Raw genomic sequence first — 24,243 nt, 5'->3', positions numbered from 1 at the left:
TTTACTCATTGCTTGTCGCCTCCTCAGTTGTTTCAGCCGCCGGAGTTTCCTCTGCCGCTTCTACTGCTGGTGCTTCCTCGACGGCAGCTTCCTTTTTAGGAGCCGTTTCCGCTTTTGGCTTAGCTTCTTTCTTCGCCTTCGGTGCCTCTACGACCACCTCAGGTTCCTCAGCTTTTCCTTCACGCTTCGGGTCGAGCAGACTTGTCAACTCTTCAACCGCTGCTTTCGAGATCAAAAGCTTTTCGTGATAGATGATATCGTAAATATTGAGCCCAAAGCTGTTAGTGACTTTGGTCTTTTCAACGTTACGCGACGAAAGGATCAGGTTCTGGTTGTCCAGTGAATCGATGATCAAGGTTTTCGTCGGCTTTTTCGAATCCGAAAGACCGAGGCCTTTGATCGCACCGAGAAACTCGCTCGTCTTAGGATTCTTGAATTCAAAGCCGTCAATGACGATCAGGTTGCCTTCACGCAATCTTTCCGAGAGGGCCGAACGCAATGCACCGCGGCGCATTTTCTTCGGCATCTGGTAAGACCAGTCGCGTGGCTGAGGCCCGTGAACGTTACCGCCGCCCTTCCACAGCGGCGAACGCAGCGACGCGATACGCGCACGACCGGTTCCCTTCTGCTTCCAGAGCTTCTTGCCCGATCCGGAAACGTTACCGCGAGTTTTCGTCGCTGAAGTTCCCTGACGGCCGTTGGCCTGGTAGTTCATCACAGCCGAGTGAATAAGGGCTTCGTTCAATTCGACACCGAACACGGTATCGAGAAGCTCCACATCTCCGACTTCTTTATTCTTCAAATTGCGAACCTTTACGGTAGGCATAATTCTCACTCCGTTCGAGTGGTCAGTGGTCAGTGGTCAGTGGTCAGTTCCTTGAAACCGACGACGGCCAACTGCTGCTGCCAACTACGCTTTTTTAACTATTACAAGTCCACCATTCGGTCCCGGTACAGCACCGCGAACCATCAATATGTTGTTTTCGACATCGACCTTGGCAACGGTCAGATTCTGAACCGTTACACGGGCATCGCCCATGTGGCCTGACGAACGCGTTCCTTTAATAACACGCGAAGGATACGCTGACTGTCCGATCGAACCAGGGGCACGAACGTTCATCGAACCATGCGACTCAGGGCCGCGCGAGAACTTGTGACGCTTGATCGTACCGGCAAAACCGCGGCCTTTCGACTTCCCGACAACGTCGATCTTGTCGCCGTCAGCAAAGACGTCAACTTTGATCTGATCGCCAACCGATGCTTCAGGCTCATTCGTCAAACGAAGCTCTCTGAGCACACGTGTCGGAGGAAGACCGCCGCCCGTCTTTTCAAAATGTCCGCGAAGCGGCTTCGTCACATTCTTAAGGCGGACCGCCTTTTCCTCGACGAATCCGAGCTGCACGGCATTGTATCCGTCATTGCCCGCCGCACTCTTTGTCTGGACGACAACGCACGGCCCCGCTTTGATGACCGTAACCGGAGTTACCGTTCCATCTTCCGCAAACAGCTGCGTCATGCCCAATTTTCTACCAATGATTCCGCTAATCATAATCTTAATGTCCGTCGTTCGTTGCTGGCTGTTCGTTGCAGGTTCATTTTTAACAACGAACCCCGATCAACGATCCACGAACTAGTTTTTACCGAATGCCTTGATCTCTACATCAACACCGGCCGGCAGATCCAATTTCATCAATGCATCGACCGTTTCGGCCGTTGGATCGAGAATGTCCATCAAACGCTTGTGCGTTCTGATCTCAAACTGCTCACGCGACTTTTTATCCACGTGGGGCGATCTGAGAACCGTCCATTTATTCTTGATGGTCGGTAGGGGGATCGGACCTGCGATCCTTGCTCCCGTTCTCTTTGCCGTCTCGACGATCTCAGCGGTGGACTGGTCCAGCACGCGGTGATCGTAGGCTTTCAACTTGATGCGAATCTTTTCGTTTAACATATTCTCACTGGAACGCTGGCATCTTGCAGGCGTGTGTTGCCGGCAAGATGCCGGCGTTCCAACTTACAAAACTACTTCTGAAACCGTTCCGGCTCCAACCGTTCTGCCGCCTTCGCGGATAGCGAAGCGGAGTCCCTTTTCCATGGCGATCGGAGCGATAAGCTCGATCTCCATCTGGATGTTGTCGCCCGGCATGACCATTTCAACGCCTGCCGGCAAGTGTGCGACGCCCGTCACGTCCGTTGTTCTGAAGTAGAACTGCGGGCGATATCCCGTAAAGAACGGGGTGTGGCGGCCGCCTTCTTCTTTCGTGAGGACGTATGCCTCAGCCTTGAACTTCGTGTGCGGTGTGATCGAGCCCGGTTTGGCAATAACCTGTCCGCGTTCGATCTCTTTACGCTCGACGCCTCTCAGCAGAAGGCCGACGTTGTCGCCTGCCATGCCTGAATCGAGAAGCTTCTTGAACATTTCGACGCCCGTTACGACCGAGTTTCTTGTGTCTTTGATACCGACGATCTCGACCGGCTCGTTGACGTTGATAACGCCGCGTTCGATTCTTCCGGTTGCCACTGTCCCGCGGCCCTGGATCGTGAAGATATCTTCAACAGGCATCAGGAACGGCTTGTCAGTCTCACGAGCAGGGGTCGGGATGAAATCATCCACCGTCTGCATCAGCTCGTCGATCTTTACTTCCCATGCCGGGTCGCCTTCGAGTGCTCTCAGTGCTGAGCCCTGGGTGATCGGTGTATCGTCGCCCGGGAATTCGTATGAGCTGAGAAGTTCGCGGATCTCCATGTCGACCAGTTCCAGCAGTTCGGCGTCATCGACCATGTCTGCCTTGTTCATAAAGACAACCATCGAAGGCACGCCAACCTGACGTGCAAGCAGGATGTGCTCACGGGTCTGCGGCATTGGGCCGTCCGTTGCTGCTACGACGAGGATCGCTCCGTCCATCTGGGCAGCTCCCGTGATCATGTTCTTGACATAGTCAGCGTGGCCCGGACAATCAACGTGGGCATAGTGACGGTTTGCCGTCTCATACTCAACGTGTGAGGTCGCAATTGTAATACCACGAGCCTTTTCCTCAGGAGCGTTGTCGATCGAATCAAACGATCTAAACGTCATCTTCGCGTTATGCTTCGACATCACTTTCGTGATAGCCGCCGTCAATGTCGTCTTGCCGTGGTCTACGTGCCCGATCGTCCCAATATTCACGTGCGGCTTACTTCGGTCGAATTTCTCTTTACTCATGACTTCTCCTAAATTTCAGATCTCAAATCTAGCGGTTTCGGGTCTACCAAAACACTGGCGAGCGTTGCCGCCAAAATTTCTAATTTCTTAGGTGCTTACACCCGTTCCCTTGATCTTTGCGATAACTTCCTCAGCGACGTTACGCGGAGCCTCTGCATATCGCTCAAAATGCATACTCGAAGTTGCACGTCCCTGTGTCGAACTTCTAAGATCGGTCGTGTATCCGAACATTTCCGAAAGCGGAACAAATGCCGTAACAACCGAAACATTACCCGGACGCGGTGCCATCGAATCGATCTGTCCGCGACGACGGTTAAGATCGCCGTTGACAGCCCCCATGTATTCTTCAGGCGTAACGACTTCGATACGCATGATCGGTTCGAGAAGGACCGGCTTGGCTTTCTTCACTGCATCCTGGAATGCGAATGATCCGGCTAATTTGAACGAAATTTCGTCCGAGTCCACTTCGTGGTAGGAACCGAAAAGTAGACGAACCTTGATATCGACGAGTTCGTATCCGGCCAAATATCCTCGGCCCATCGCATCGCGGATGCCTTCCATCGTCGGCTTGATGAACTGTCTCGGGATCGAACCACCGGTGATCTTGTCCTCGAAGACAAATCCTTCGCCCGGAGCCGGCTCGATCTCGAGCTCGACGTGGCCGAATTTACCACGGCCACCCGACTGTTTCTTGTAGATCTCTTTACCAGGTGCCGATGCGGTGATGGTTTCGCGGTACGCAACCTGCGGTTTACCAACGTTTGCTTCGACGCCGAACTCACGCTTCATACGATCGACAATGATCTCAAGATGAAGCTCGCCCATTCCGGCGATGATCGTCTGGCCCGTTTCGTGGTCGCTGGTGACACGGAAGCTGGGATCTTCCTGAGCAAGGCGGTTAAGAGCCGTGCCCATTTTGTCTTGGTCAGCACGCGTTTTCGGTTCAACCGCGACGCGAACGACCGGTTCCGGAAAGTCCATCGACTCAAGAATGATCGGTTTCGACTCATCAGCGACAGTGTCGCCGGTCGTGGTATTTTTCATACCGCCGATAGCAACGATCTCGCCCGCCGAAGCCGTTTCGACGTCTTCACGCTTGTTAGCGTGCATGAGCATCAAACGTCCGACACGTTCTTTTGAATCTTTGATCGTGTTCGTCACATACGAACCCGAGGTAACTGTACCCGAATAGATACGCACGAATGCCAACTGACCTAAGTGCTTATCTGCCATCAACTTAAAGACCAGTCCCGAGAACGGAGCTTTCGCATCCGGCGGACGGCTTTCAATTTCGCCTGATTTAGGATTTGTGCCTTCGATGGCAGGAATATCGAGCGGGCTCGGGAGGAAATCGACTACTGCGTCAAGCAGCGTCTGAACACCTTTATTCTTGAATGCCGAACCGGTGAAAACCGGCACGATCTTCATAGCGAGCGTTCCCGCACGAAGTGCTTTGCGGATCTCCGCTTCAGAAATTTCCTCGCCTTCGAGGTATTTCATCATCAGATCGTCATCGATCGCCGATACGGCTTCAACCAATTTTTCGCGGGTCTCTTTAGCAAGGTCAACGAGATCAGCCGGGATATCCGTGATGTCGTAATTTGCACCTTTTGCCTCGTTGCTCCACACGAAAGCCTTCATCGTGATCAGATCGACAACGCCGACGAAGTGCTCCTCAATACCGATCGGGATCTGCATCGCAACCGCGTTAGCTCCGAGACGATCAAGGATCGACTGGAACGAGCGTTCGAACGAAGCACCCGCACGATCAAGCTTATTGATAAAGCAGATACGCGGCACGCCGTATTTATCAGCCTGACGCCAAACCGTTTCCGACTGAGGTTCCACACCAGCGACACCGTCAAAAACACAAACCGCACCGTCCAAAACACGAAGAGACCGCTCAACTTCCATCGTGAAGTCAACGTGTCCCGGTGTATCGATAATATTAATGCGATGCTCGACGTTGTTACGCGTCCAGAAACAGGTAGTTGCAGCGGAGGTAATAGTAATACCACGCTCCTGCTCCTGCTCCATCCAGTCCATCGTCGCCGTTCCCTCATGAACTTCGCCGATCTTGTGCGAAACGCCGGTGTAATACAAAATACGCTCAGTCGCCGTGGTCTTACCCGCGTCGATATGGGCCATGATGCCGATGTTTCTAAATTTGTCTAAGCTAATGTTAGCCATAAAATCTCTGACCTTGGATCTTCGACTTTTGACCTTTGATCTCGCCTTCTTTCAAAGGTCAAAGATCAGCGATCAAAAATCTCTTAAAATCTATAGTGAGCGAACGCCTTGTTCGCCTCTGCCATACGGTGGACGTCGTCCTTCTTCTTCATCGCTCCGCCGCGTCCGTTGATGGTGTCCATCAGTTCGCCGACCAAACGATCTTCCATCGTTTTTTCGCTGCGGTTGCGAGCGTTCGTCACGATCCAGCGAATTGCCAGCGTATTGCGGCGGTCGCGGGTGACTTCGAGCGGCACCTGGTAAGTTGCACCGCCAATACGGCGTGATTTGACTTCCAGTGTAGGTGCGACCGAATCAAGAGCTTTCTTAAACATCTTAAGAGCGTCTTCGCCGGTCTTTTCAGCCAGCTTGGTCATTGCACCGTAAAAGATCTCTTCGGCAACGGTCTTTTTACCTTCCCACATCAAGCCATTGATGAACTTGGTGACGCCGATGCTGTTGTAGATCGGATCCGGTAAAACTTCTCTTCTTCCTGCTGTTCTACGTCTTGCCATTACTATTTCGCTCCCTTCGGACGTTTCGCACCATACTTCGAACGCGACTGGTTGCGGTTCGCAACTCCAGAGGCATCCAGCGTTCCGCGGATGACGTGGTAACGCACACCCGGAAGATCCTTAACACGGCCGCCGCGGATGAGCACGATCGAGTGTTCCTGCAAGTTATGCCCGATACCCGGGATATATGTAGTAACTTCGATCTGGTTGGTCAAACGCACACGGGCGACCTTACGAAGAGCCGAGTTAGGCTTCTTTGGGGTCGAGGTGTAAACACGTGTGCAGACGCCACGCTTCTGCGGATTGGCCTGCAAAGCCGGACTCGCCGTCTTATACTTAACAGCCTGTCGTCCCTTGCGTACTAATTGGTTAATTGTCGGCATACTCAAAAACCTGATCTTTGAACTTTGATCTTCGGCCTTACCTTAGACCGCTTCGCTGTCCTCAATTTCCAAGATCAAAGACCTAAGATCTAAGATCGTTCGTGTTTAAAAGGCAAAACTAACGTCTTACCTGACTCTTGCCGAAATAAATCCGGCAGTTAGTTCAAGCAGCTCTCGCTGACAAGAATTAAATAAAATGTACTAACTCTCAGAGAAAAGAAACTTTGCTGTAGCGTGGCATAAAGGTCGGTACCACCTGCGGTAGCGGGTGGGGCGTTATTCGCCAACGTCAAGAGATAGACGCTTTTACGCAACAATCCGTGTTTCAATTCTCAAATATCTACGCTGCTATTTCCTAAGAAACTGCAAGGTAAAACCAGACGGTCAAGTCCGAAACTTTAGATATTATGATTTAAGTAAAGCCGTGTCAAGCGGATGTGGGAATATTTTCGATCAAGGTTTCACCGGGACACTCGGCGGCTTAGAAGTTGGAACCGAAACAGGCTTCTTATCCTTTTCCGGCTCTTTCAGTAACCTATTGATACCTACTATAACTTTAAGATTCGAATTAGGAAACTCACCAGCGATCTCGTCAAATGAATCGGACGCCATCCGTTCAGCATCGGCGATCCAGAATCGCCATTCAATGAAGCTTTCCTTTTGCAGCTTCGATCCGGTAAGTAGTCTTATGTATTTGCGAGCCACTGCTTTCCGCAGATCGCCAGGGCCGATGCCTGACATCATGCCTCCCACAAAACCTGCTTTAATAAAGAGCAATTCCCGCTCAGTCTCGCTATCTCCTCCTTCGAAAGAAAGGACTCTGTCAATTAACTCGACGACGCGGCCCGCCCAAGCGATATCGTTTACGTCGTGATTAACGATCTTGTTATCCACGATCTGCTGGTCGCGGACCGTTAGCAGCTCGTCGCGAAACTTACTGGCTCCAGTCGACTTCTTTATTATGTTGACGAGATTGGGCGTGCCCTTATATTCAGCAGTGCTTATGTCTTCTAACGTGATGGGCTTTTCGCTCAGGATCTTATTCACCGCTTCGATATAATCCGGAAGCGGCTCATCTTTTTTGATCTCGTTATCTTTGCAGCGAGTACCGCGAAGATTCTTAAGCAGCATTCCCCGAAAGGCATTCATTAGATCGCTTTTATGCGGATCTGCCTCGCCTTCGCTCAATTTCCCTACGCGGGCAGCGATCGATTCCCACCTGTAGGTAAATGACCGGTCGTCCTTAAAATTTCGGTCGATCGCCCTGGATGCAGCGTTATAGAGTAATTGCCGCTCGCTTGGTGAGGACTGAAATTGCTTTACGATATCGAGTGCCGGAGATATTTGGCGTGGTGATTCGATGTTTTCTATCCACGGGGCGACGAAAAGTGCCCTCTGCCCTTCGGCAACCTGCTTATCGCTGAAAACAGCTTTAGCAACGTTGATCACGACCGGGTAGATGCTAATTGGCGAATATGTGAGAGCATCTTCACATGTGCGTGGCTTCAGACCAAGATCGCCTCCCATCTGAAATATCATGTTCTTCGCCCGCTCCTTGTCGGTTTCGAGCAGAAGCGTAATGACCCTCCCGCGAAATGACAGCCGATCCAGGTTCCTCGAAAAGCCAGCCGCTCGAACGTATTCTTCGGTAGATTGCAGCAGATTACCCCGCTCGACAGTACCTCCATATGCCGGCTGCATCGGCATCGCATACTGCACCTCATCGATCGTCCTCAACGCCTCGTCAATGATCTCCTTCCGCCAAACCGGATCGGTGACCTTTTTTGATTCGACAACCTTAAGAAAAGTATCTACCGCCAATTCCGGGGCTGCGAGCCGGGCGTCATTAAGCAGAGCAACGATATCGCGGTTGCGTTCGGGTGTCGGAATCGGTTTCTGGGCGGCGACTATCTGTGCGATGGCGAGTATCGAGAGAATGGCCGCGACGTAGCGAAAATGAGAGAGTTTCGTCAGCATAATGGTGGGAATGATATGCCTATTTCACTTTTTTGTAAACGACCTCTTTTCTCGCACGGACGACGGCGTCGGGGGTGGTTACTTTGACGGTGATCTTGCGGCGTTCGCCGTTGGTTCCGGCTTTTGCGGGGGCGTAGCCGAGGGTGTATTGGCGGACTAGTTCGCTGGCGACTTCGGCAAAGGTTGCGTCTAGGTCTTCGATCTTTTCGACGTCGAATGTGCGGCCTCCGGTTCGGGCAGCGAGGTCGGTCATGTATTTTTGGGCTTTCGCGATACTGTCCTGATACGTTTTGCTTTGCTTGATGCGATCAGGGACGATCAGCAGCGACTGGGAATTGAATTTGACGGTGTAGATCGTCGCTCCGCTTTCCTCGGCGTCTTTGAGCGTGCCTTTCGCGTTCGGGTTTGCGTAGAACTCGGCGTCGAGGCCTTCGGAAAACAAAACAATAGCTTTGCGGCCCGGCACTTTTTGAATCCGGTCGACTACCTTGTCCACAGCGTCATATAAGAAGATGCCGTTGTCACCCGGCAGCTTTTCTATTCGGTTCCCCTTTGGAACGTCTTTGATCTTCGTCGCCTTTATCAAGGTATCCAGGCTTGACCCGAATGTCAGAGCGGTAAACTGATCCTCGTCTCTCATCTGCCTGACAAAAGCATTCGCCGCCGCAACCAGCCTCGGCAGCTGAAACCTGATCGCCCCATTCCGCTCCAGCAGCATAAAAACCGTCACCGATCCGTCCGTCGTCTCGAACGAAGTGATCTCCTGCTCAACGCCGTCCTCAAATATCTTAAAATCCGACTGCTTGAGCGTCGAAATGTACTTGCCACTGCGATCGAGAACGGAAACGGGCACGGTGACGTTATCCGCATTGATCCTGATAACCTCGTCGTCCTGCGAATACACAAGCCCCGCCGCAAACAGCACCAGAAACGCTGCAAACAGCCAACTTTTCTTGCGGATACACTTATTCATCGTGGGATAACTCCGGAATTCAATGACTTAGGGGAAAGTGATGCTCGAGATTAGCACGGAATATCCGGGCTTTTCAACAAATGATCGCCGTCACTGGAGCCGATAGACACGATGTATCGGGCTGCACGGTTGATACTCACTCGTTTTTTTGATTTACTTCTTGTTTTGCTTTTATAAGATTATGAGTAACGCATTAACCGATTACCTTTCGAAGTTCACTGAGGCCGACTGGCTGGCAGCGGTGGACGAGCTTTTGCCTTGTGTTCACGATGTGGACAAGGACGCTCTGCAGATCTGGTTCCGCTTTTATCCGCTCGACCTGAAACGCTATCTCGACGCCGCCGAAGACCGTGCGGCCGCCGAGCTGGGCGTCGCCCTGCAAGGCAAATTCGGGCTCGAGGACAAGATAGATTCGTCACACCATTTCCTATACGGACACCGCTACTGGAAAACCGTAAAGGCAGCGATCGAGGCGGAAACCGTTGTATTCAAGGAAAGCACGCCGACCCTCATCGAAGAGATCAAAGCCATCGGAATGGCCGTCGCGGAAAAGCTCCACGTCGAACGCCAGATGATCAACGCCATGGTCATCATCGGCCTTGCCACCTTAAATCAAGTCGGCGTCGAGGCTTTCAAGGCAGCTCCCGGCGAGGTTGAACAGCCGAAAGGCATCATGGCAAAATCACCGAACGCCGTCATCGCCGAACGTGCCAAGGACGATTCGCAGGGGCTGTTTGGATTCCTCAAGACGGTCAACAAAAAGTATTCGGTCGCTTGGGAGAATGCTAAGTCACACGGGAAATTTACGATCGTCAACGAGCAGGAGATATCGTCCGCCTCGTCGAACGATCGCTCGCGGAATTGGCAGAAACAAGACGAACGCTGCTGGGAAGGCGTCGTCCCGGTCGAATGCGTCGCGGCAAGCTGCGGAACCTGCTGGGTCGGCGTCCTCGGCGGAGCCGAAAAGCTCACCGAGGTCAGCCGCCGCGAACGCCGTGCGATGAAGGTCTTCGGCTATAACCAACCCGAAGGCGACCACCCATTCCTCCGCCTCGCCTGCCAGGCAAAGGCCTCAGGCAACGCCACGATCGTCATTCCGGCATGGAACGCCGTCTTCGGCAAGAAGGTCCGCGGCAATGTCGAGGATGTCGAGCTCGAACCGAATACGACCTCAGCGAAAAAGCTTCGCGAAACTCTCGCGGCGGCAGTTTCAGCCGAATAAGTTATTCAACGCAAAGTCGTTAAAACGGCAAAGACGCAAAGGAAGATCTAATTTCCTTTGCGTCTTTGCTACTTTTCCCCTTAGCGTCTTTGCGTTAAAAATCTTCGTACCAACTCTGCGTCTCGCAGGCTTTGCGGTAAAATACCGACGTGTCCGAAGACAAAAAACCCTTTCCCCCGGTCGCTCTGGTTTTGATCGCGGTACTCCTCTGGAGTACCGGCGGCATGTTCATCAAGCTCGCGACAAATCTCGACGCCTATCAGGTCACGTTCTTTCGTTCCCTGCTCGCCGGGATCACGGTGCTGATCATCACGTGGCGTGACGGGCTGCGGATAAACGCCTTCGGAGGGATGTGCTCGGTGATCTACGCGACGCTGCTATTTCTGTTCGTCTGGGCAACCAAACACACAACCGCCGCGAACGCCATCTTTCTCCAGTACACCGCACCAATATATATATTGATCCTCGCACCGTTCGTTATCGGCGAAAAATTCCACATCCGTGATCTCATCACCGTCATCTTTTGTCTTGCCGGAATGAGCCTGTTCTTCGTCGGCGACCTCTCGATCGGCGATTACCAGGGCAACATCGCGGCTCTCGGCTCCGGCATCTTTCTCGGCCTCTACATCATGCTGCTTCGCCACCCCAAGGCCATGGGAATGAGCGGCACGATCACCGTCATCTACGGCAATTTCCTGCTCGCCCTGCTCACGCTGCCCAGCGGTATCGCCGCATTCCCGACCGCCACCTGGCGGGATTACGCCGCCGTCGGATTCCTGGGCGTATTTCAGATCGGGATCTCTTATATCCTATTTATAAAAGGTGTAAGAGGCGGCACACGCCCGCTCGACGCCAGCATCATCGGCTTCATCGAACCGCTCCTCAACCCCGTCTGGGTCTTCCTCTTCGTCGGCGAACGCCCCTCAAACTGGGCCATCCTCGGCGGCATCATAATAGTCGCCACCGTCTGCCTGCACACCCTGGTTCAGTACAAGAATAAACCAGTCGCGGCATAAGCCCACGGCGTTTCAACGCCGTTCCCGCAAAAGGGCAAATAGCCACGCCCTTCAGAGCGTGGTTCCGACTGAGACGAGATCGCCCAGCCCGTTTCAACGGGCTTAGCCCAGAAGCCTCGGAGAGGCTAAATGTTTGTAGAAAAAGATCGATCAGGAAACGAAAAGCTCCGTAGGAGCGGCATCAAAGGCTGAACAGCAGACGGCTTTGGTTCGCTGGAAAAGTTGAATTGAGATGAAAATCACTAAGGCATTTTTCGCGGCCTCGACTAAAGAGAAACATCGACAATTTCATTTACCTTATAGAGGCTTGGCAGGAACTGAGACTTAATGCGAAACTGACTTCTTTTCTTAATCCTTGGTCGCGAATCCATACTCTCCATTTTAATGCCGGGATCGTAGTAAATATTTCCCTTAGCCATTTGGGCTAAGAAATGTTGAAAGTCTGTGCCTGTTCCAAGGATTAAGTTTTTGCCGTATCTATATCGTCGTTCTGGCTGCGTCTCTGACAGCGAAGGAACGTAGCAGGCCTGATTGTGTTTTCGGTTCCAGTGTAAAAGCATGGACGAAAAACTCCAGGACGCGGCCTCAACTCCAGCGTCGTTCAATAAAGCAATGCGACCGTTTCTAACGCCGGTTTGGGGTTTAGGCCCGCGTAGCGGGTTTCAGCATAAAGCCACGCGGCGTAAGCCCGTGGAAAGGTTGCAAGAATGAATGGAGCCCGCGTAGCGGGCGGCAGCGGTTACGTCCACAAATACCGTCGATCAACTTCGATCTCATGAAACTCTAACAACTCAACAAATTCGTCTTCAAATGATTGTCTGCCGTGGTGCAACTTCTGGTTCGAAATGTATCTTTTTATGCGTTCGATCTCCGTCGGGCCAACTGAGAATGCAGCATAGCCATTCTGCCATGCAAAGTCTTTTGCATCTGGAAAGACGTCGTGCATCCATCCGGAGGCATTGGATTTCAGATCGCGTAAAACATCGGAGAGAGCTTTGTCAGGCCTCAATTTAGCCAGAATGTGAACGTGGTCTTCAACCCCGTTGATCATGAGTAAAATACCACCAAGTCCCCGAAGAATGCCGCCGATGTATTCGTACAAACGCTCCTCATTTTCATTCTTGATCAACGGCTTTCGATCCTTTGTTGAAAAGACAATGTGATATATCAGATTTGTGTAGGATCTGGGCATATGCGCTGTCGCCCGCTACGCGGGCTTTGATTCGTTTTGTTATCGTTCCACGGGCTTACACCCGTGGCTTTATGCTGGTCACCCGCTACGCGGGCTCAAAATAGTCGACTTTCAGTTAAGCAGTTCGAGTGTCAGCCTCTAAAGGTGACCCGATTGTGATAATCAAGAACTTCTAGGTCTGGAAGAAATCGTGACGGTAAAATCATGTTTTGCTCGTGATGTCGGATAAAGTAATTCTCAATCGTCAGCGATTTTTTTTGCTTCAATAGTTCGGAACAAACCATGATTCTAAAATCCGTGGTAATTGTTATTAGCCCTGAGTCAAACGCTTTGTCGTGAAGAGCGTTTATCGCAATTCCATTTTGTGGATTCAATCTGTTTTTTTCATCGATACTCCAAGGTTTAATATGTCCAGCGATGAGAAGCTCCGGTTGCTGAAGCCCAGTTATGCAGCAAGTGCTGTTGTAAGAAGCCAAAATAGAACTTCTGAAGAACGACTGATTAACGCGAACTCTTACTATTTGCTCTCTCGTCTTACCGTCTTTCGGCAACTCATTCTCGGGAATATGATTTAGAACTTCTACTGTCGTATTTTCAATTTTCGCCAACAGCTTCTCACTTTCAAACGGCAAGACATCCCAGTGATTGAAAAACTCTTTCCATATCTCTCTATCCAGATTGCTCGCGTTTGATGCTCCTTTTATGCCCCTTGCCTTTAGACTTGGATCAAGACTTGCAAAGTTAACAAGTTTGTATGCGACCGAACTGGGAGTACGGCCAATAAGGTTGGCGAGATTAACAACTTCTGGGTTACGGTTGTGCAACCTACCAAACGGAAGTTTGCAATAGAGGTTTTTTGCTAAGATCAATTCGTCTCTGGTCCACAATTTCTGTCCTTCTTTCATAGCAAAGAACCGTCATCGAAATCAGGGTCGTATTGCATTACAAATTCGAATTTGCACGTCGGATTTGGACATCGATGAATTTGAATTTTTTCTATAGTATGCGGATGATCAAAAAGTATTTCGGTTCGAACGCCGCACTTATAACACGAAGCAGGCTGATCAGAAAGAATATATATCTGCGAGTAGTCGATCATAATTTGGCCTAATGTCGGCGAAAAAGACTCGAAGCACAGCCTCGCTCTGTAAGAGTTTCGTTAACAATTCGGTCTCGCTCTATATATTACCTTCAATCTTCTTCCACCAAAACTCCCGGCGCGTTTTGATTATGAATTTGCTGGTTTCCCAATCTTTGCCATGAAAAAATTCGCCGTCTACAAAGACGGCAAGACGAAAGCGTCTAAATGTTAAGTCTGGCTTTCCAAAAATACTTTTGACGTTCTTCCTGCAGCGATATCCCCGCTTCCAAAGAGCTTTCGCCAGGGCAACCTCCATTTTAGTATTGCTACTGCGTATCGCCCTCATGTTGCGTGAGCGTTGCTCATTTGTATGGACATCCATACCTCTATTTTATTGGGATATTTCTATTTTACAAACTCGCTCCACTACCGATAAGCCTTTCGGCTGCCGGCTCACCGATCCCGCGACAATTCTCTTCATCGCATCGCGATGGTTTGATTGTAGCCGTTGGTGAAAACCCACGGTTAGATCGGGCACACGAATGCGTCGCTTCGCGACGGTTGAATCATCTCACGCGGTAATTTCATACGGTCGCTAACGCGACGCCGGGGTTGTGGCGATTCCGTTCCGTGGGTTGTCACCCACGGCTACAATCACGGCATCGCTACGCGACTTAAATTTCTGCGGCTGTGCCGCTCTATTTGCGGAAAAGCTGCGCTTTTCCGAAGAGTCCCCAATCACTTTGCGGCTACGCCGCCGCCCGAGACTGTCGAATCCCGATCGGTTGATCGCCCAACAGCGGCGGCGGAGCCGCGGAACCTTTACCCAACGTAACGGTGAAGCAGAGCTTCACCGCAAATAGACGGGCAAAGCCCCGAGGACGGTCATGACTGGAGCACGAGCGTCTCGCTGGCGGGCGGCGTTTCGCTCGCACTTCGGTTGGGTTCATCGCTCTCAATATCAACGGGTGGCAAGCGGGACGCTTGCGTTCCCGTCCGCCTGCTCGCCAGTCGTTTCGGCCAGCCAGTTCGGGCGGGGTTGGCGGTGGCGTTGCTGGGGGACTTTTCTTTCGTTGTGGAACGCACCGACGCGGCGGCCGTGGTAGGCTGGGGTGGCTCGGGCTAGCTCGAGGATGAGCGTGCCTTCTTCGTCGAGGCGGACGTCCTGAAAGCGGATCGCGTGCTCGGCGATGACTTTGTGATCGACGCGGAGACAGGCAACGTTGACGATGTGGGCTCCGTGCTTGCCATCGGGTTTGAGTTCGAAGGTGTCTCGGATATGGGCTCTGCTCGGCCGCAAGCCGATCGTTCGCGTTGCGGACTCGTACAGCACAAAACAATAACGCGCCTGCTCGAGCATCTCCCACGCTACTCGGCTCAACTTGATATCGCCCCGCCGGTTCATCGTCGCCTGCGGCACACGCCACCGGCCGAGACGTTCGATAGGACTAATTTGTTTCCATTTTCTGTTCATAGTGTTTGATGGTTGTTCGTGGATCGTTGATCGTTGATCGTAGATCGTTGTTCGTTGTTCGTTGTTATTACCTTCCAACTACTAGCTACTGGCTACTGGCTACCGCCTACTGATTCAGTTGCGTGAATCGCGCTTGCTTACGCGCGGGCTTTCGCATCCCGCTACCTGCCTCCTTCTCACTTCTCACTTCTCACTTCTCACTTCTCACTGCACTGCTCACTGCTCACCGTCGCACAACTCCCTAACATTTGAAATGCCATTTTGCACAGATCGACACGTTATGCACAGAATGCGTACTTTTCTCAAATTGATATGTTTTGCGTACTTTGCGTAATTTCCCGTTTCGAACCTCTCCTACGACCGAAAGATGGGCCGAGAGATGGGGTTGTAGATGGGAACGAGAAAATAGGGGCTTTTGGAAGAAACCTTCGATGTGTCGCTAAAAAACACCTCTACCAATCTCGCATATACCTTTACCAAACCCGGTGAACTCGTCTACCGACGGGCCGAAAGCGCTCTACCAAAGTGCCATAAAACTTTGCGCAGGGAGAAAGTGGTCTGACCTTTAACAGAAACTAACATAATTTTCTGAGGTAATCGGTTAACCTGCCTACCTCCGTTAACAAACACGTTATACCGTGATAAGCTACGCAAATATCATCAAAAAACGAGGCTTATTGCTCGTTTATTCCAAATAACATAAGCAGTTTTTACAATTTTTTAGATCGGAGGATCTATTTTTTATGATCGAACTTAACATTCCATCGACCGTCACCAACGAGGAACTCATCCGCTGGGTCACCGACGCGGTCGAACTTTGTAAACCCGAAAACGTCTACTGGTGCGACGGCTCACCCGAAGAATATGACCGCCTTTGCGCCGAAATGGTCGAGGCCGGAACCTTTATCAAGCTGAACGAGGAAAAGCGTCCGAACAGCTTCCTGGCTCGCTCGCACCCGTCGGATGTGGCCCGCGTCGAGGACCGCACCTACATCTGCTCGCGTGCCAAGGGCGATGCCGGGCCGACCAACAACTGGATGGCTCCGCTCGAAATGAAGGCCATTCTGAAGAAGAAATTTGACCGCTGTATGACCGGCCGGACGATGTACGTCGTGCCATTTTGCATGGGCCCGATCGGTTCGCCCATCTCGCAATTCGGCATCGAGATCACCGATTCGCCGTACGTTGCGGTCAATATGAAGATAATGACCCGAATGGGCACGCGGGCCATCGAGGCTCTCGGCGACGGTGAATTTACCCGCTGCCTCCACTCGGTCGGCATGCCCCTGCACGAAGGCCAGCAGGACGTGCCGTGGCCTTGCTCACCGGACCCGAAAGACAAGTATATTGTTCATTTCCCGGAGGAAAATTCGATCGTCAGTTACGGCTCAGGCTACGGCGGCAACGCCCTTTTAGGCAAGAAATGCCTCGCCCTCCGTATCGCCTCGAATCTCGGCCGCGCCCAGGGCTGGCTCGCCGAACACATGCTCATCGTCGGCGTGCAGTCACCGGACGGCAAAAAGGATTATGTCTGCGCGGCCTTTCCGTCGGCCTGCGGTAAGACGAACTTCGCGATGCTAATTCCGCCCAAGGCCTTTCAGGAAGAGGGTTGGAAGATCACGACCGTCGGCGACGACATCGCCTGGATCAAGCCCGACGAACATGGCAAACTCCACGCGATCAACCCAGAAGCCGGCTTCTTCGGCGTTGCTCCGGGCACGAACTACCAGACCAACCCGAACGCAATGGAGTCGATCAAGGAGAACACCATCTTCACCAACGTGGCCCTGACCGACGAAGGCGACGTCTGGTGGGAAGGCATGGACGGCGAACCACCAGCACACGCCATCGACTGGCAAGGCAACGTTTGGACGCCTTCGATCGGAACGAAGGCTGCTCATCCAAATTCGCGCTTCACCGCCCCGATCGAGCAATGCCCCGTGGCAGACGAAAGCTTCGACGACCCGAAAGGCGTCCCGATCTCAGCATTCATCTTCGGCGGAAGGCGCAACAGTGTTGTACCCCTTATTTTACAATCATTTAACTGGGCTTTTGGCGTATACCAAGCCGCAACAATGGGAAGTGAGCAGACAGCTGCCGCCTTCGGAAACATAGGCGAGGTCCGCCGCGACCCATTCGCGATGCTGCCTTTTGCCGGCTATCACATGGGCGATTACTTCTCGCATTGGCTGAATTTCGGTCGCCAGATCCCGGAGCCGCCACGCATTTTCTCGGTCAACTGGTTCCTTAAGGATGAAGACGGTAAATTCGCGTGGCCCGGCTACGGCGAGAATATGCGGGTCCTGAAATGGATCGTGGAACGTTCGCGTGGCGTTTCGAAAGGCTACGAAACGCCCCTCGGTTGGATGCCGCGATATGAAGATATGGATTGGCGAGGGCTCGATTTCAGCCGCGAGCAGTTTGAGAAAGTGATGCACCTCGACCGCGACATGTGGCTCAAGGAGATCGCAATGCATGATGAGCTATTCTTCCAGCTTTACGACCGCCTTCCCAAGGAAATGACGTTCATCCGCGAGCTCCTCGTATCGAATCTCTGGCGAGCTCCGGAACTCGGCCTTGCTCCTCCACGGCATGAACCGGAACCGGTCAAGGCGGTCGGTAAGGCTGAATAGCCGCGACGGCAATATCTATCGGAATAAAATGACGGCCGTCCGATCGGCCGTCATTTTTTTGTTTCTCTACATACCTATCGTAAACTTAGCCCAATATGAACGGACAAGTGACCACGACCAAACCTCGTTCCTGCTACAAATGCGGTTATTTTGCTGACACCGCTGAGGCTAAATGTCCGCAATGCGGCCGGATTCTTCATACCGTGATCGCCACGCGGATCCGCGGCTTGTTGATGATGCTGTGCGGCGTGTTTTTGATGGCGATCATCGGCTATATCTCGATCTGGATGCTCGACGTGATCTACAACCCGGGGCCATCAAAAGCACAATTCACGGGCACGCAGGAAGAAAAGCTCGGGATCTTTGCCCTGTTCGCCGGCATCATCGTCTTCGGCCTCGGTTCCTTTATTACAGGGGCCTGGCAGGCGGCGTTCGGGCGGCGAAATAAAACGCTGTCGTGGATCGTTGTCGGCCTTGGAATTCTGATCTTTGTTGGAGGCGGTGCGACTGTTTGGTTTTTCAAATAACCGCGAATTCGTCCCAAAAAAAATGAGCCTGCATTTATTGCTCTATAATTCTGAGAAATCAGATCGTTTTGGAGTTTGTCGAATGGAAAGTTTTCTTGGAAGATACTCGACCTATATATACGCGGTGCTGCGGATCGTTTCAGGGTTCCTGTTCATGTGGCACGGAACGCAAAAACTGTTAGGCTACCCGCCTCAAACGCCTGCCCCAACCGGTTCTCTCTCGACGATCATGGCAGTTGGCGGCGGCATTGAGCTGATCGGCGGCTTTCTGATAATGATAGGTCTATTTACGGGTTTTGCTGCGTTCCTTGCGAGCGGTACCATGGCCTTTGCCTACTTTGGGTGGCACTTCAGCTTTGATGCGATCTTGCCGGTCGTTAATAAAGGTGAACTCGCCGTCCTTTACTGTTTTCTTTTCTTGTATATAGCCTCGCGTGGTTCCGGCGTTTGGAGTGTCGAATCGATCTTCAAAGGCAGCCGCTCAGCCATCGTCGAGAATAAGTGAAAATGTGCAAACTAAAGTCCGAAATCCACATCTAACCATTCGAGGAATTTATGGAAGATTTCACAACAACATTTGGAAATTCAGCGGCCGTGGCAGCACCGGCTGATCGAGCTTCGTTCATTCGCAAAACTTATTTGCTGCTCGCCATCGCCATCCTTGGTTTTGTCGCGATCGAAGCGTTTTTGTTCCTTTCAGGAGCAGCCGCAGGCATCCTGACCGTCGTGTCCGCGGCTGGACAAATGGGCTGGCTGCTCGTGCTTGGCGGCTTTATGGGCGTCTCGTATCTGGCGAATCGCTGGGCGATGTCGGATGCGTCGAGCACGACCCAGTATCTCGGGCTACTACTCTATGTGGTCGCAGAAGCAGTAATTTTCGTCCCGATGATCGCGATCGCCGTGTATTATACCGGTGACTCAACGGTCTTGGTCAAATCGGGCATCGTTACGCTTGGTTTGTTTCTGGGTCTGACGCTGACGGTGTTTATAACGCGAACGGATTTCAGCTTTCTGGGTCCGATCCTCGCGATCGGCGGATTTGTTGCTCTCGGGTTTATCATATCCAGTGCCATCTTCGGCTTCTCGCTCGGCAGCGTGTTTGCGTTCGTAATGGTGGCGTTCGCTGGTTCAGCGATCTTGTATCAAACGTCGAACATCCTTCACCAGTACAATACCAAACAGCACGTCGCTGCTTCTCTTGCTTTATTCGCAAGCGTCGCCCTGCTTTTCTGGTACATCCTGAACATCTTTAGCTCCAGACGCTAATTATGCGCTATGCTTGATGCCGTCGTCGATGCTTTTTGCATTCGCGGCGGCATCACTATTTTCAAGAGGTAAATTGCAGATGAAAAAACTATCGTTGGTTTTTGTACTCGGATTGGCCCTCGCCGCTTCTGCCCTTGGGCAGACGACGCCGGCGGCACCGACGACAAATCTGAAGGTCGGAGACATGGCTCCCGACTTCACGCTCCCGGATACGACCGGGAAACAGGTAAAACTGAGTGATTTTCGCGGTAAGAAGAACGTGGTTCTCGCATTCTACGTACTCGCCTTTACCGGTGGCTGAACGAAAGAACTCCAAGCGTATCAGGCTGATATCGCAAAATTCGAAGCAAAAGAAACTCAGGTACTTGGCATTTCGATGGACAGTTCGCCGTCCAACAAGGCTTTTGGCGAAAAGATCGGAGTCACAATTCCCCTCCTAAGTGACTGGAAGCGCGTAACCACAAAAGAATACGGCCTTTACAACGAAGCGACCAGCTACGGACGTCGAGGCACATTTGTGGTCGACAAGGAAGGTAAGATCGCGAGTGTTGAGGTTGGAAATACGGCCGTCGACCCGACCGGAGCACTGGAAACGTGCAACCTGCTCGATAAACGAAAGGCCGACGCAGCGAAGAAGCCTATGTGATCTTTGTTAACGCGAACGACGCTAAGTAGAAAAGACTTAAAGGTTAGGAATGTTCCAGCTTTCCTGGAACTTTGTGTCTTCTCTCCTTAGCGTCTTTGCGTTTAGAACCCTTCAAACCTACCCCCGAAGACCGTCGGGATCGATATCGTTCGCGACTAGTTCCCCGTCCGCTCCCTTCATCAGCACCTCGATCTTGCGTTCGGCGTTCGCTAGACGCGTACGGCATTCGCGTGAAAGCTTGATGCCCTTTTCGAATAGTTCGAGGCTTTCTTCGAGCGGCAAATCGCCGCTTTCGAGGCGGCCCACGATGCCTTCAAGCTCTGCGAGAGATGTTTCGAAAGATTTTTCCATAACTACTTCACCAGTTCCTCGGCTTGTTTGAGCAATTGCGTCAGGTTGCCGATACCGAATTCGTCCGCGGCCTTCTTTCCGCCGCCGACCGCGACCGCCATTATTTCCTGTCCGATCTTCCTCGCGATAGCAGTCGCGAGCTGTTCGTCCCGAACGCCGACGATCTGCCAGCGGTCGCCGTTCCATTTCATCTTCATCTCGAGCGGATGTTCAGGGATCTTGCTCTTGACGATCGCCGTATCACCGTTCACCGAGATATCCAAATATTTCTCGGCTCCCAGCACCATCGCAAAGAACGGAACGGAACCAAATCTCGCCGTCCGATCTCGAATCACCCGCGGCAGTTCAGCCCTGGCTCGTTCTTTGACCGCAGGCAACAGGGGCAAAGCGAGTCTCGCGACCTTTTTTAGAACCTCAGGCGGTTGGCCGCGGCCATACAGCTCGACCGCTTTGTTTGTGATCTGCGGGACAAAATCGTCGACCACACCGTCGATGTCTACAAGCTTGGCGATCTCTGCCTTGTCATCCCGTTTGGCGGCATCGACCAGCAACGCCAGCGAATATTGCGGCGTCGATTTCAGGCTCTGATAATAAACCCAAGCGCCGACACCCGCAACCAGCACGAGTCCCAAAAAAACAAAACCGGCGATCGCAAACGGACGTTTCGACATTACCTATTCAACCGATAAAACCTCGGCATTCAGTTTCCCACGCTCGAGGCGGATCTTCAATTTATCGCCGGGCTTTACCTCGGCGGCATCACGCAAAACCTTGCCATCCCCACCCTGCGTGATCGAATAGCCTCGCGTCAGTACCGCGAGCGGCGAAAGTGCGTCGAGTTTTGCAATATTCACACGCATTTCCTCGTTCTTCGATGCAAGAATTCCCTCGATCGCGGTACTTTTTCTTTGTTCAAGGCGTGCGAGTTCGTTCACGTGCATCGCCGTCTTCGCCCGAAGCGTCGCCGGCGTTAGCCGTGAAGCTATATCCGTAAAACGCGACCTCACTCGCTGGATCGAGTTGGAAAAACCAAATTGCAGGCCCTGCGCCGATTCGTTTAGTGAAGACTTCGCCATGAGCAGCTTGTAATCCATCATCGACGCAAGTGTCGCCTCGACGGATTGGAGGTCGAATAGAATATCTTCCTCACGACCCGCAACGATCTCGGCCGCTGCCGAGGGCGTCGCGGCACGCAGGTCGGATACCAGGTCTGAGATCGTCCAGTCGATCTCGTGGCCCACCGCCGAGATCACCGGAATTTCACTCGCTCTCAAAGCCCGTGCCAGAGCCTCATCGTTAAATGCCCAAAGATCCTCAGCCGAACCGCCGCCACGGCCGACTATAATAACGTCGATCTTTTCTTTTTCGTCGAGTCCGCGATCATACTCGTTAACAGCGGCGACCGCCCGCCGAATGCTGTCCGCCGCACCTTCACCCTGAACCAAAGCCGGAGCAAGCAAAATGCTTACCGAACGTGCCCGGCGTGTTAAGACCGTTAGAATATCGTGATAGGCCGCTCCGGTTCGCGACGTTACGACCGCGACACGCCGCGGGAAAAACGGGATCTCACGCTTAATTTCCTTCGCAAACAGCCCTTCCCTTTCGAGTTTCGCCCGAATCTGCTCATACGCTGCCGCCAAAGCTCCTTCGCCTGCCGGTTCGAGCGAATCGACCGAGAGCTGCAGTTCACCGCGGGCCTCATAAACCGCCATCCGACCGCGAACACGCACGACAATGCCATTCTGCGGCTTAAATCTGATGCGAAAATTCGTACCCTTCCAACAAACGCATTTCACCTGCGAAGTTCCATCGTTCAGGTTAAAATACCAATGCCCCGACGCCGCGTGGATAAAATTAACCACCTCGCCCTCGACCCAAACATTCGCAAACTGCCGCTCAAGCGCTCCGCGGACTTCGGCGTTCAGCTCGGTCACGCTCCACGGCTCGGGCTGTGCGTCGTCCATCAAAAATTGAAAAAGTGCGTCGTTCAAAGTACCTCAATTTGAACACAGATCAGCAGGGCAGACAAAACAGGAGTCCGAACTCCACCTAACATTAGATCTGTGTTTCGCGATAATAAATCTTCGTTAAATCTAGCCCGTTTTGGTTTGTGTCCATCCTGATGCCTTGCTTAAACTTAAGTCGCCTATTCTACTGGAGACAGAAAACGATGGCTGTGATGGTTACGACTGAGATCCTGCGACAAACGCAGATCGGATACGATGCGCTGTTTGCGAAGATCGAGGCCGAACTAAAACGAGCTCCGGGCTTTCTGGTACATTATTCCCACCGGCTGGCCGATGGCTGGCGGCACGTTGAGGTTTGGGAGACAAATGAAACGGCAAATACATTTTTTGAGAATAATATCCTCCCGCTCCTGCCCGCCGGCCGTAAGCCCCTGAGAACGTTTCAGGATCTCCATCTTTGCGTCGTGAAACCGAGTAAAGGCCGTTCAAGCAAATAACCAAGCCGGCTAGAGCTACTGACGTCAAAAATTGTCACGTCGGGCGTTTTCGTGTTATCGTCGTTTGTTTTCAAGAACTGACCGAGCCCGAAACCTTTAATGCCGAAACAAAGCGCCGGAATTTTAATGTACCGTCTCGAAGACGAGATCCTGGAAGTTCTGCTGATCCACCCCGGCGGGCCGTACAATAGAAATAAAGATCTGGGAGCCTGGTCGATACCAAAAGGCGAATTCGAGCCCGGCGAAGATATCTTTCAAACCGCGACCCGCGAATTCCATGAAGAACTCGGCTCGCATGTTTCGGGCGAATTCGTCCAACTCGAGCCCATCCGTCAAAAAGGCGGCAAGATCGTTCACGCCTACGCCGTTGAGGGCGAGCTGGACACGGATTTCTTTCACAGTAACCTTTTCGAACTCGAATGGCCGCCGCACTCCGGCAAATTCGAAGATCATCCCGAGGTTGACCAGGCCGAATGGTTCAACATCCCCACCGCCCGGGAAAAAATAAACCCTGCCCAGATCGCCTTCCTCGACGAACTGATCACACTGCTTCGATAGTCGCCGAACCCATGAATTTTAAGTCGAACCCGACGACCCGAAATGCCGCAAAATTTGTAAACTTTTCAGCAAGAACCGCGGGTTCATTTGACTCCAGATCGGAGCTCTGATAATCTTAGGCTGTTCTTGGTTGAACGTTAGTTAGTTAGTTGAATAGTTAGTTAAGTAGTTAGTTCGGTGATTACTTCGGTAGTTACCTGGTTAGTTAGTTAGTTAAATAGTTAGTTAGTTGGTTAGTTTTCAACCGGAACATGGAAATGCTCGCTTGACGTAAAACTCAAGCGGGCATTTTCCTTTTGGTTCTGGCATTCAAAGCATCGCGGTTAAACGCCGAGATGAGCATCCATCTTGAATAAATTGCAGGCTGACACTCACTACAATGAGCAAGGGTAGTGGGTCATTTTGAAAGTCTTCGCCGTGAAACGGCGTAAGAAAATAGCCAGATGCGGAGCTTCTGGTTGTCGGCAGCCTATGAATCTTCGCGCGGTGAAGCCGCACCAGGCTTATCTTGCCGCATCTCCGACGCGGCGAGGT

The 24,243-nt window shown here is 52.1% G+C and carries 28 protein-coding genes; 10 read left to right on the top strand and 18 right to left on the bottom strand.

Going from position 1 to position 24,243, the window contains the following annotated elements:
* Window position 1: 1 nt before the first annotated feature.
* The 9 genes from rplD to IPG22_18445 form a co-directional block, all read right to left on the bottom strand.
* The gene (rplD, locus tag IPG22_18485) at window positions 2-826 is read right to left on the bottom strand and encodes a 50S ribosomal protein L4 (protein ID MBK6590273.1); all 825 of its coding nucleotides are present in this window, start codon (window positions 824-826) and stop codon (window positions 2-4) included.
* An 84-nt stretch (window positions 827-910) separates the two neighbouring features.
* On the bottom strand, window positions 911-1,549 hold the full coding sequence (gene rplC, locus IPG22_18480; protein ID MBK6590272.1) for a 50S ribosomal protein L3: 639 nt from the start codon (window positions 1,547-1,549) through the stop codon (window positions 911-913).
* A gap of 81 nt (window positions 1,550-1,630) precedes the next feature.
* On the bottom strand, window positions 1,631-1,951 hold the full coding sequence (gene rpsJ, locus IPG22_18475) for a 30S ribosomal protein S10 (protein MBK6590271.1): 321 nt from the start codon (window positions 1,949-1,951) through the stop codon (window positions 1,631-1,633).
* A gap of 63 nt (window positions 1,952-2,014) precedes the next feature.
* Complete coding sequence (gene tuf, locus IPG22_18470; protein MBK6590270.1) at window positions 2,015-3,202, bottom strand: elongation factor Tu; 1,188 nt, start codon at window positions 3,200-3,202, stop codon at window positions 2,015-2,017.
* An 87-nt stretch (window positions 3,203-3,289) separates the two neighbouring features.
* Window positions 3,290-5,392 carry an elongation factor G gene (gene fusA / locus IPG22_18465; GenBank protein ID MBK6590269.1) on the bottom strand — a complete coding sequence of 701 codons (2,103 nt, stop codon included), beginning with the start codon at window positions 5,390-5,392 and terminating at the stop codon, window positions 3,290-3,292.
* 83 nt (window positions 5,393-5,475) lie between these two features.
* Window positions 5,476-5,946 (bottom strand): 30S ribosomal protein S7, encoded by a 471-nt coding sequence (rpsG, locus tag IPG22_18460; GenBank protein ID MBK6590268.1) that lies wholly within the window; start codon window positions 5,944-5,946, stop codon window positions 5,476-5,478.
* Window positions 5,947-5,948: 2 nt separating this feature from the next.
* Entirely contained in the window at window positions 5,949-6,329 is a 381-nt protein-coding gene (locus IPG22_18455) for a 30S ribosomal protein S12 (GenBank protein ID MBK6590267.1), read from the bottom strand.
* Between the two features lie 453 nt (window positions 6,330-6,782).
* Window positions 6,783-8,306: a hypothetical protein gene (locus IPG22_18450; GenBank protein MBK6590266.1), complete on the bottom strand. Its 1,524-nt coding sequence runs from the start codon at window positions 8,304-8,306 to the stop codon at window positions 6,783-6,785.
* A gap of 19 nt (window positions 8,307-8,325) precedes the next feature.
* Window positions 8,326-9,279, bottom strand: a complete 954-nt coding sequence (locus IPG22_18445; GenBank protein ID MBK6590265.1) for a VWA domain-containing protein — start codon at window positions 9,277-9,279, stop codon at window positions 8,326-8,328.
* A 181-nt stretch (window positions 9,280-9,460) separates the two neighbouring features.
* On the opposite strand from IPG22_18445, the gene IPG22_18440 reads away from it, so the two are divergent.
* Together IPG22_18440 and IPG22_18435 are read left to right on the top strand one after the other, a co-directional pair.
* Entirely contained in the window at window positions 9,461-10,501 is a 1,041-nt protein-coding gene (locus IPG22_18440; GenBank protein MBK6590264.1) for a 2Fe-2S iron-sulfur cluster binding domain-containing protein, read from the top strand.
* A gap of 149 nt (window positions 10,502-10,650) precedes the next feature.
* The gene (locus tag IPG22_18435) at window positions 10,651-11,517 is read left to right on the top strand and encodes an EamA family transporter (protein MBK6590263.1); all 867 of its coding nucleotides are present in this window, start codon (window positions 10,651-10,653) and stop codon (window positions 11,515-11,517) included.
* Between the two features lie 266 nt (window positions 11,518-11,783).
* Here IPG22_18435 and IPG22_18430 read toward each other — a convergent pair whose 3' ends face one another.
* The 6 genes from IPG22_18430 to IPG22_18405 form a co-directional block, all read right to left on the bottom strand.
* Window positions 11,784-12,077 (bottom strand): hypothetical protein, encoded by a 294-nt coding sequence (locus IPG22_18430; GenBank protein ID MBK6590262.1) that lies wholly within the window; start codon window positions 12,075-12,077, stop codon window positions 11,784-11,786.
* A 179-nt stretch (window positions 12,078-12,256) separates the two neighbouring features.
* A complete protein-coding gene (tnpA, locus tag IPG22_18425; GenBank protein MBK6590261.1) occupies window positions 12,257-12,709 on the bottom strand; it encodes an IS200/IS605 family transposase in 453 nt (150 codons plus the stop codon).
* Between the two features lie 131 nt (window positions 12,710-12,840).
* Complete coding sequence (locus tag IPG22_18420; GenBank protein ID MBK6590260.1) at window positions 12,841-13,614, bottom strand: HNH endonuclease; 774 nt, start codon at window positions 13,612-13,614, stop codon at window positions 12,841-12,843.
* A 273-nt stretch (window positions 13,615-13,887) separates the two neighbouring features.
* Window positions 13,888-14,172, bottom strand: coding sequence for a very short patch repair endonuclease (locus tag IPG22_18415; GenBank protein MBK6590259.1), 285 nt, complete (start codon window positions 14,170-14,172; stop codon window positions 13,888-13,890).
* Between the two features lie 367 nt (window positions 14,173-14,539).
* On the bottom strand, window positions 14,540-14,740 hold the full coding sequence (locus IPG22_18410) for a hypothetical protein (GenBank protein MBK6590258.1): 201 nt from the start codon (window positions 14,738-14,740) through the stop codon (window positions 14,540-14,542).
* A gap of 11 nt (window positions 14,741-14,751) precedes the next feature.
* A complete protein-coding gene (locus IPG22_18405; GenBank protein MBK6590257.1) occupies window positions 14,752-15,342 on the bottom strand; it encodes a hypothetical protein in 591 nt (196 codons plus the stop codon).
* A 665-nt stretch (window positions 15,343-16,007) separates the two neighbouring features.
* Here IPG22_18405 and IPG22_18400 point away from each other — a divergent pair.
* The 6 genes from IPG22_18400 to IPG22_18375 all read left to right on the top strand — a co-directional run bounded on the left by IPG22_18400 (window position 16,008) and on the right by IPG22_18375 (window position 20,336).
* Window positions 16,008-17,897 (top strand): phosphoenolpyruvate carboxykinase (GTP), encoded by a 1,890-nt coding sequence (locus tag IPG22_18400; protein MBK6590256.1) that lies wholly within the window; start codon window positions 16,008-16,010, stop codon window positions 17,895-17,897.
* A 95-nt stretch (window positions 17,898-17,992) separates the two neighbouring features.
* Window positions 17,993-18,424: a hypothetical protein gene (locus IPG22_18395; GenBank protein ID MBK6590255.1), complete on the top strand. Its 432-nt coding sequence runs from the start codon at window positions 17,993-17,995 to the stop codon at window positions 18,422-18,424.
* 82 nt (window positions 18,425-18,506) lie between these two features.
* On the top strand, window positions 18,507-18,929 hold the full coding sequence (locus IPG22_18390; GenBank protein ID MBK6590254.1) for a DoxX family protein: 423 nt from the start codon (window positions 18,507-18,509) through the stop codon (window positions 18,927-18,929).
* A 50-nt stretch (window positions 18,930-18,979) separates the two neighbouring features.
* The gene (locus tag IPG22_18385) at window positions 18,980-19,690 is read left to right on the top strand and encodes a US12 family protein (protein MBK6590253.1); all 711 of its coding nucleotides are present in this window, start codon (window positions 18,980-18,982) and stop codon (window positions 19,688-19,690) included.
* A gap of 79 nt (window positions 19,691-19,769) precedes the next feature.
* Window positions 19,770-19,991 (top strand): redoxin domain-containing protein, encoded by a 222-nt coding sequence (locus tag IPG22_18380; protein ID MBK6590252.1) that lies wholly within the window; start codon window positions 19,770-19,772, stop codon window positions 19,989-19,991.
* A gap of 30 nt (window positions 19,992-20,021) precedes the next feature.
* Window positions 20,022-20,336: a peroxiredoxin family protein gene (locus IPG22_18375; GenBank protein ID MBK6590251.1), complete on the top strand. Its 315-nt coding sequence runs from the start codon at window positions 20,022-20,024 to the stop codon at window positions 20,334-20,336.
* Between the two features lie 117 nt (window positions 20,337-20,453).
* On the opposite strand, the gene xseB is transcribed toward IPG22_18375, so the two are convergent.
* The 3 genes from xseB to xseA are packed head-to-tail and all read right to left on the bottom strand — an operon-like array spanning window position 20,454 to window position 22,678.
* A complete protein-coding gene (gene xseB / locus IPG22_18370; GenBank protein MBK6590250.1) occupies window positions 20,454-20,687 on the bottom strand; it encodes an exodeoxyribonuclease VII small subunit in 234 nt (77 codons plus the stop codon).
* Between the two features lie 2 nt (window positions 20,688-20,689).
* Window positions 20,690-21,358 carry a hypothetical protein gene (locus IPG22_18365; GenBank protein ID MBK6590249.1) on the bottom strand — a complete coding sequence of 223 codons (669 nt, stop codon included), beginning with the start codon at window positions 21,356-21,358 and terminating at the stop codon, window positions 20,690-20,692.
* Window positions 21,359-21,361: 3 nt separating this feature from the next.
* On the bottom strand, window positions 21,362-22,678 hold the full coding sequence (gene xseA, locus IPG22_18360) for an exodeoxyribonuclease VII large subunit (protein MBK6590248.1): 1,317 nt from the start codon (window positions 22,676-22,678) through the stop codon (window positions 21,362-21,364).
* A gap of 179 nt (window positions 22,679-22,857) precedes the next feature.
* Here xseA and IPG22_18355 point away from each other — a divergent pair, with 179 nt between their 5' ends.
* The gene (locus tag IPG22_18355; protein MBK6590247.1) at window positions 22,858-23,151 is read left to right on the top strand and encodes a hypothetical protein; all 294 of its coding nucleotides are present in this window, start codon (window positions 22,858-22,860) and stop codon (window positions 23,149-23,151) included.
* A gap of 99 nt (window positions 23,152-23,250) precedes the next feature.
* Entirely contained in the window at window positions 23,251-23,709 is a 459-nt protein-coding gene (locus tag IPG22_18350) for an NUDIX domain-containing protein (protein ID MBK6590246.1), read from the top strand.
* Window positions 23,710-24,243: the final 534 nt, after the last annotated feature.

The sequence above is a fragment of the Acidobacteriota bacterium genome, from assembly GCA_016703965.1.
In the GTDB taxonomy this organism is placed as follows: Bacteria; Acidobacteriota; Blastocatellia; order Pyrinomonadales; family Pyrinomonadaceae; genus OLB17.
This window is presented reverse-complemented; position numbering and strand designations above follow the sequence as displayed.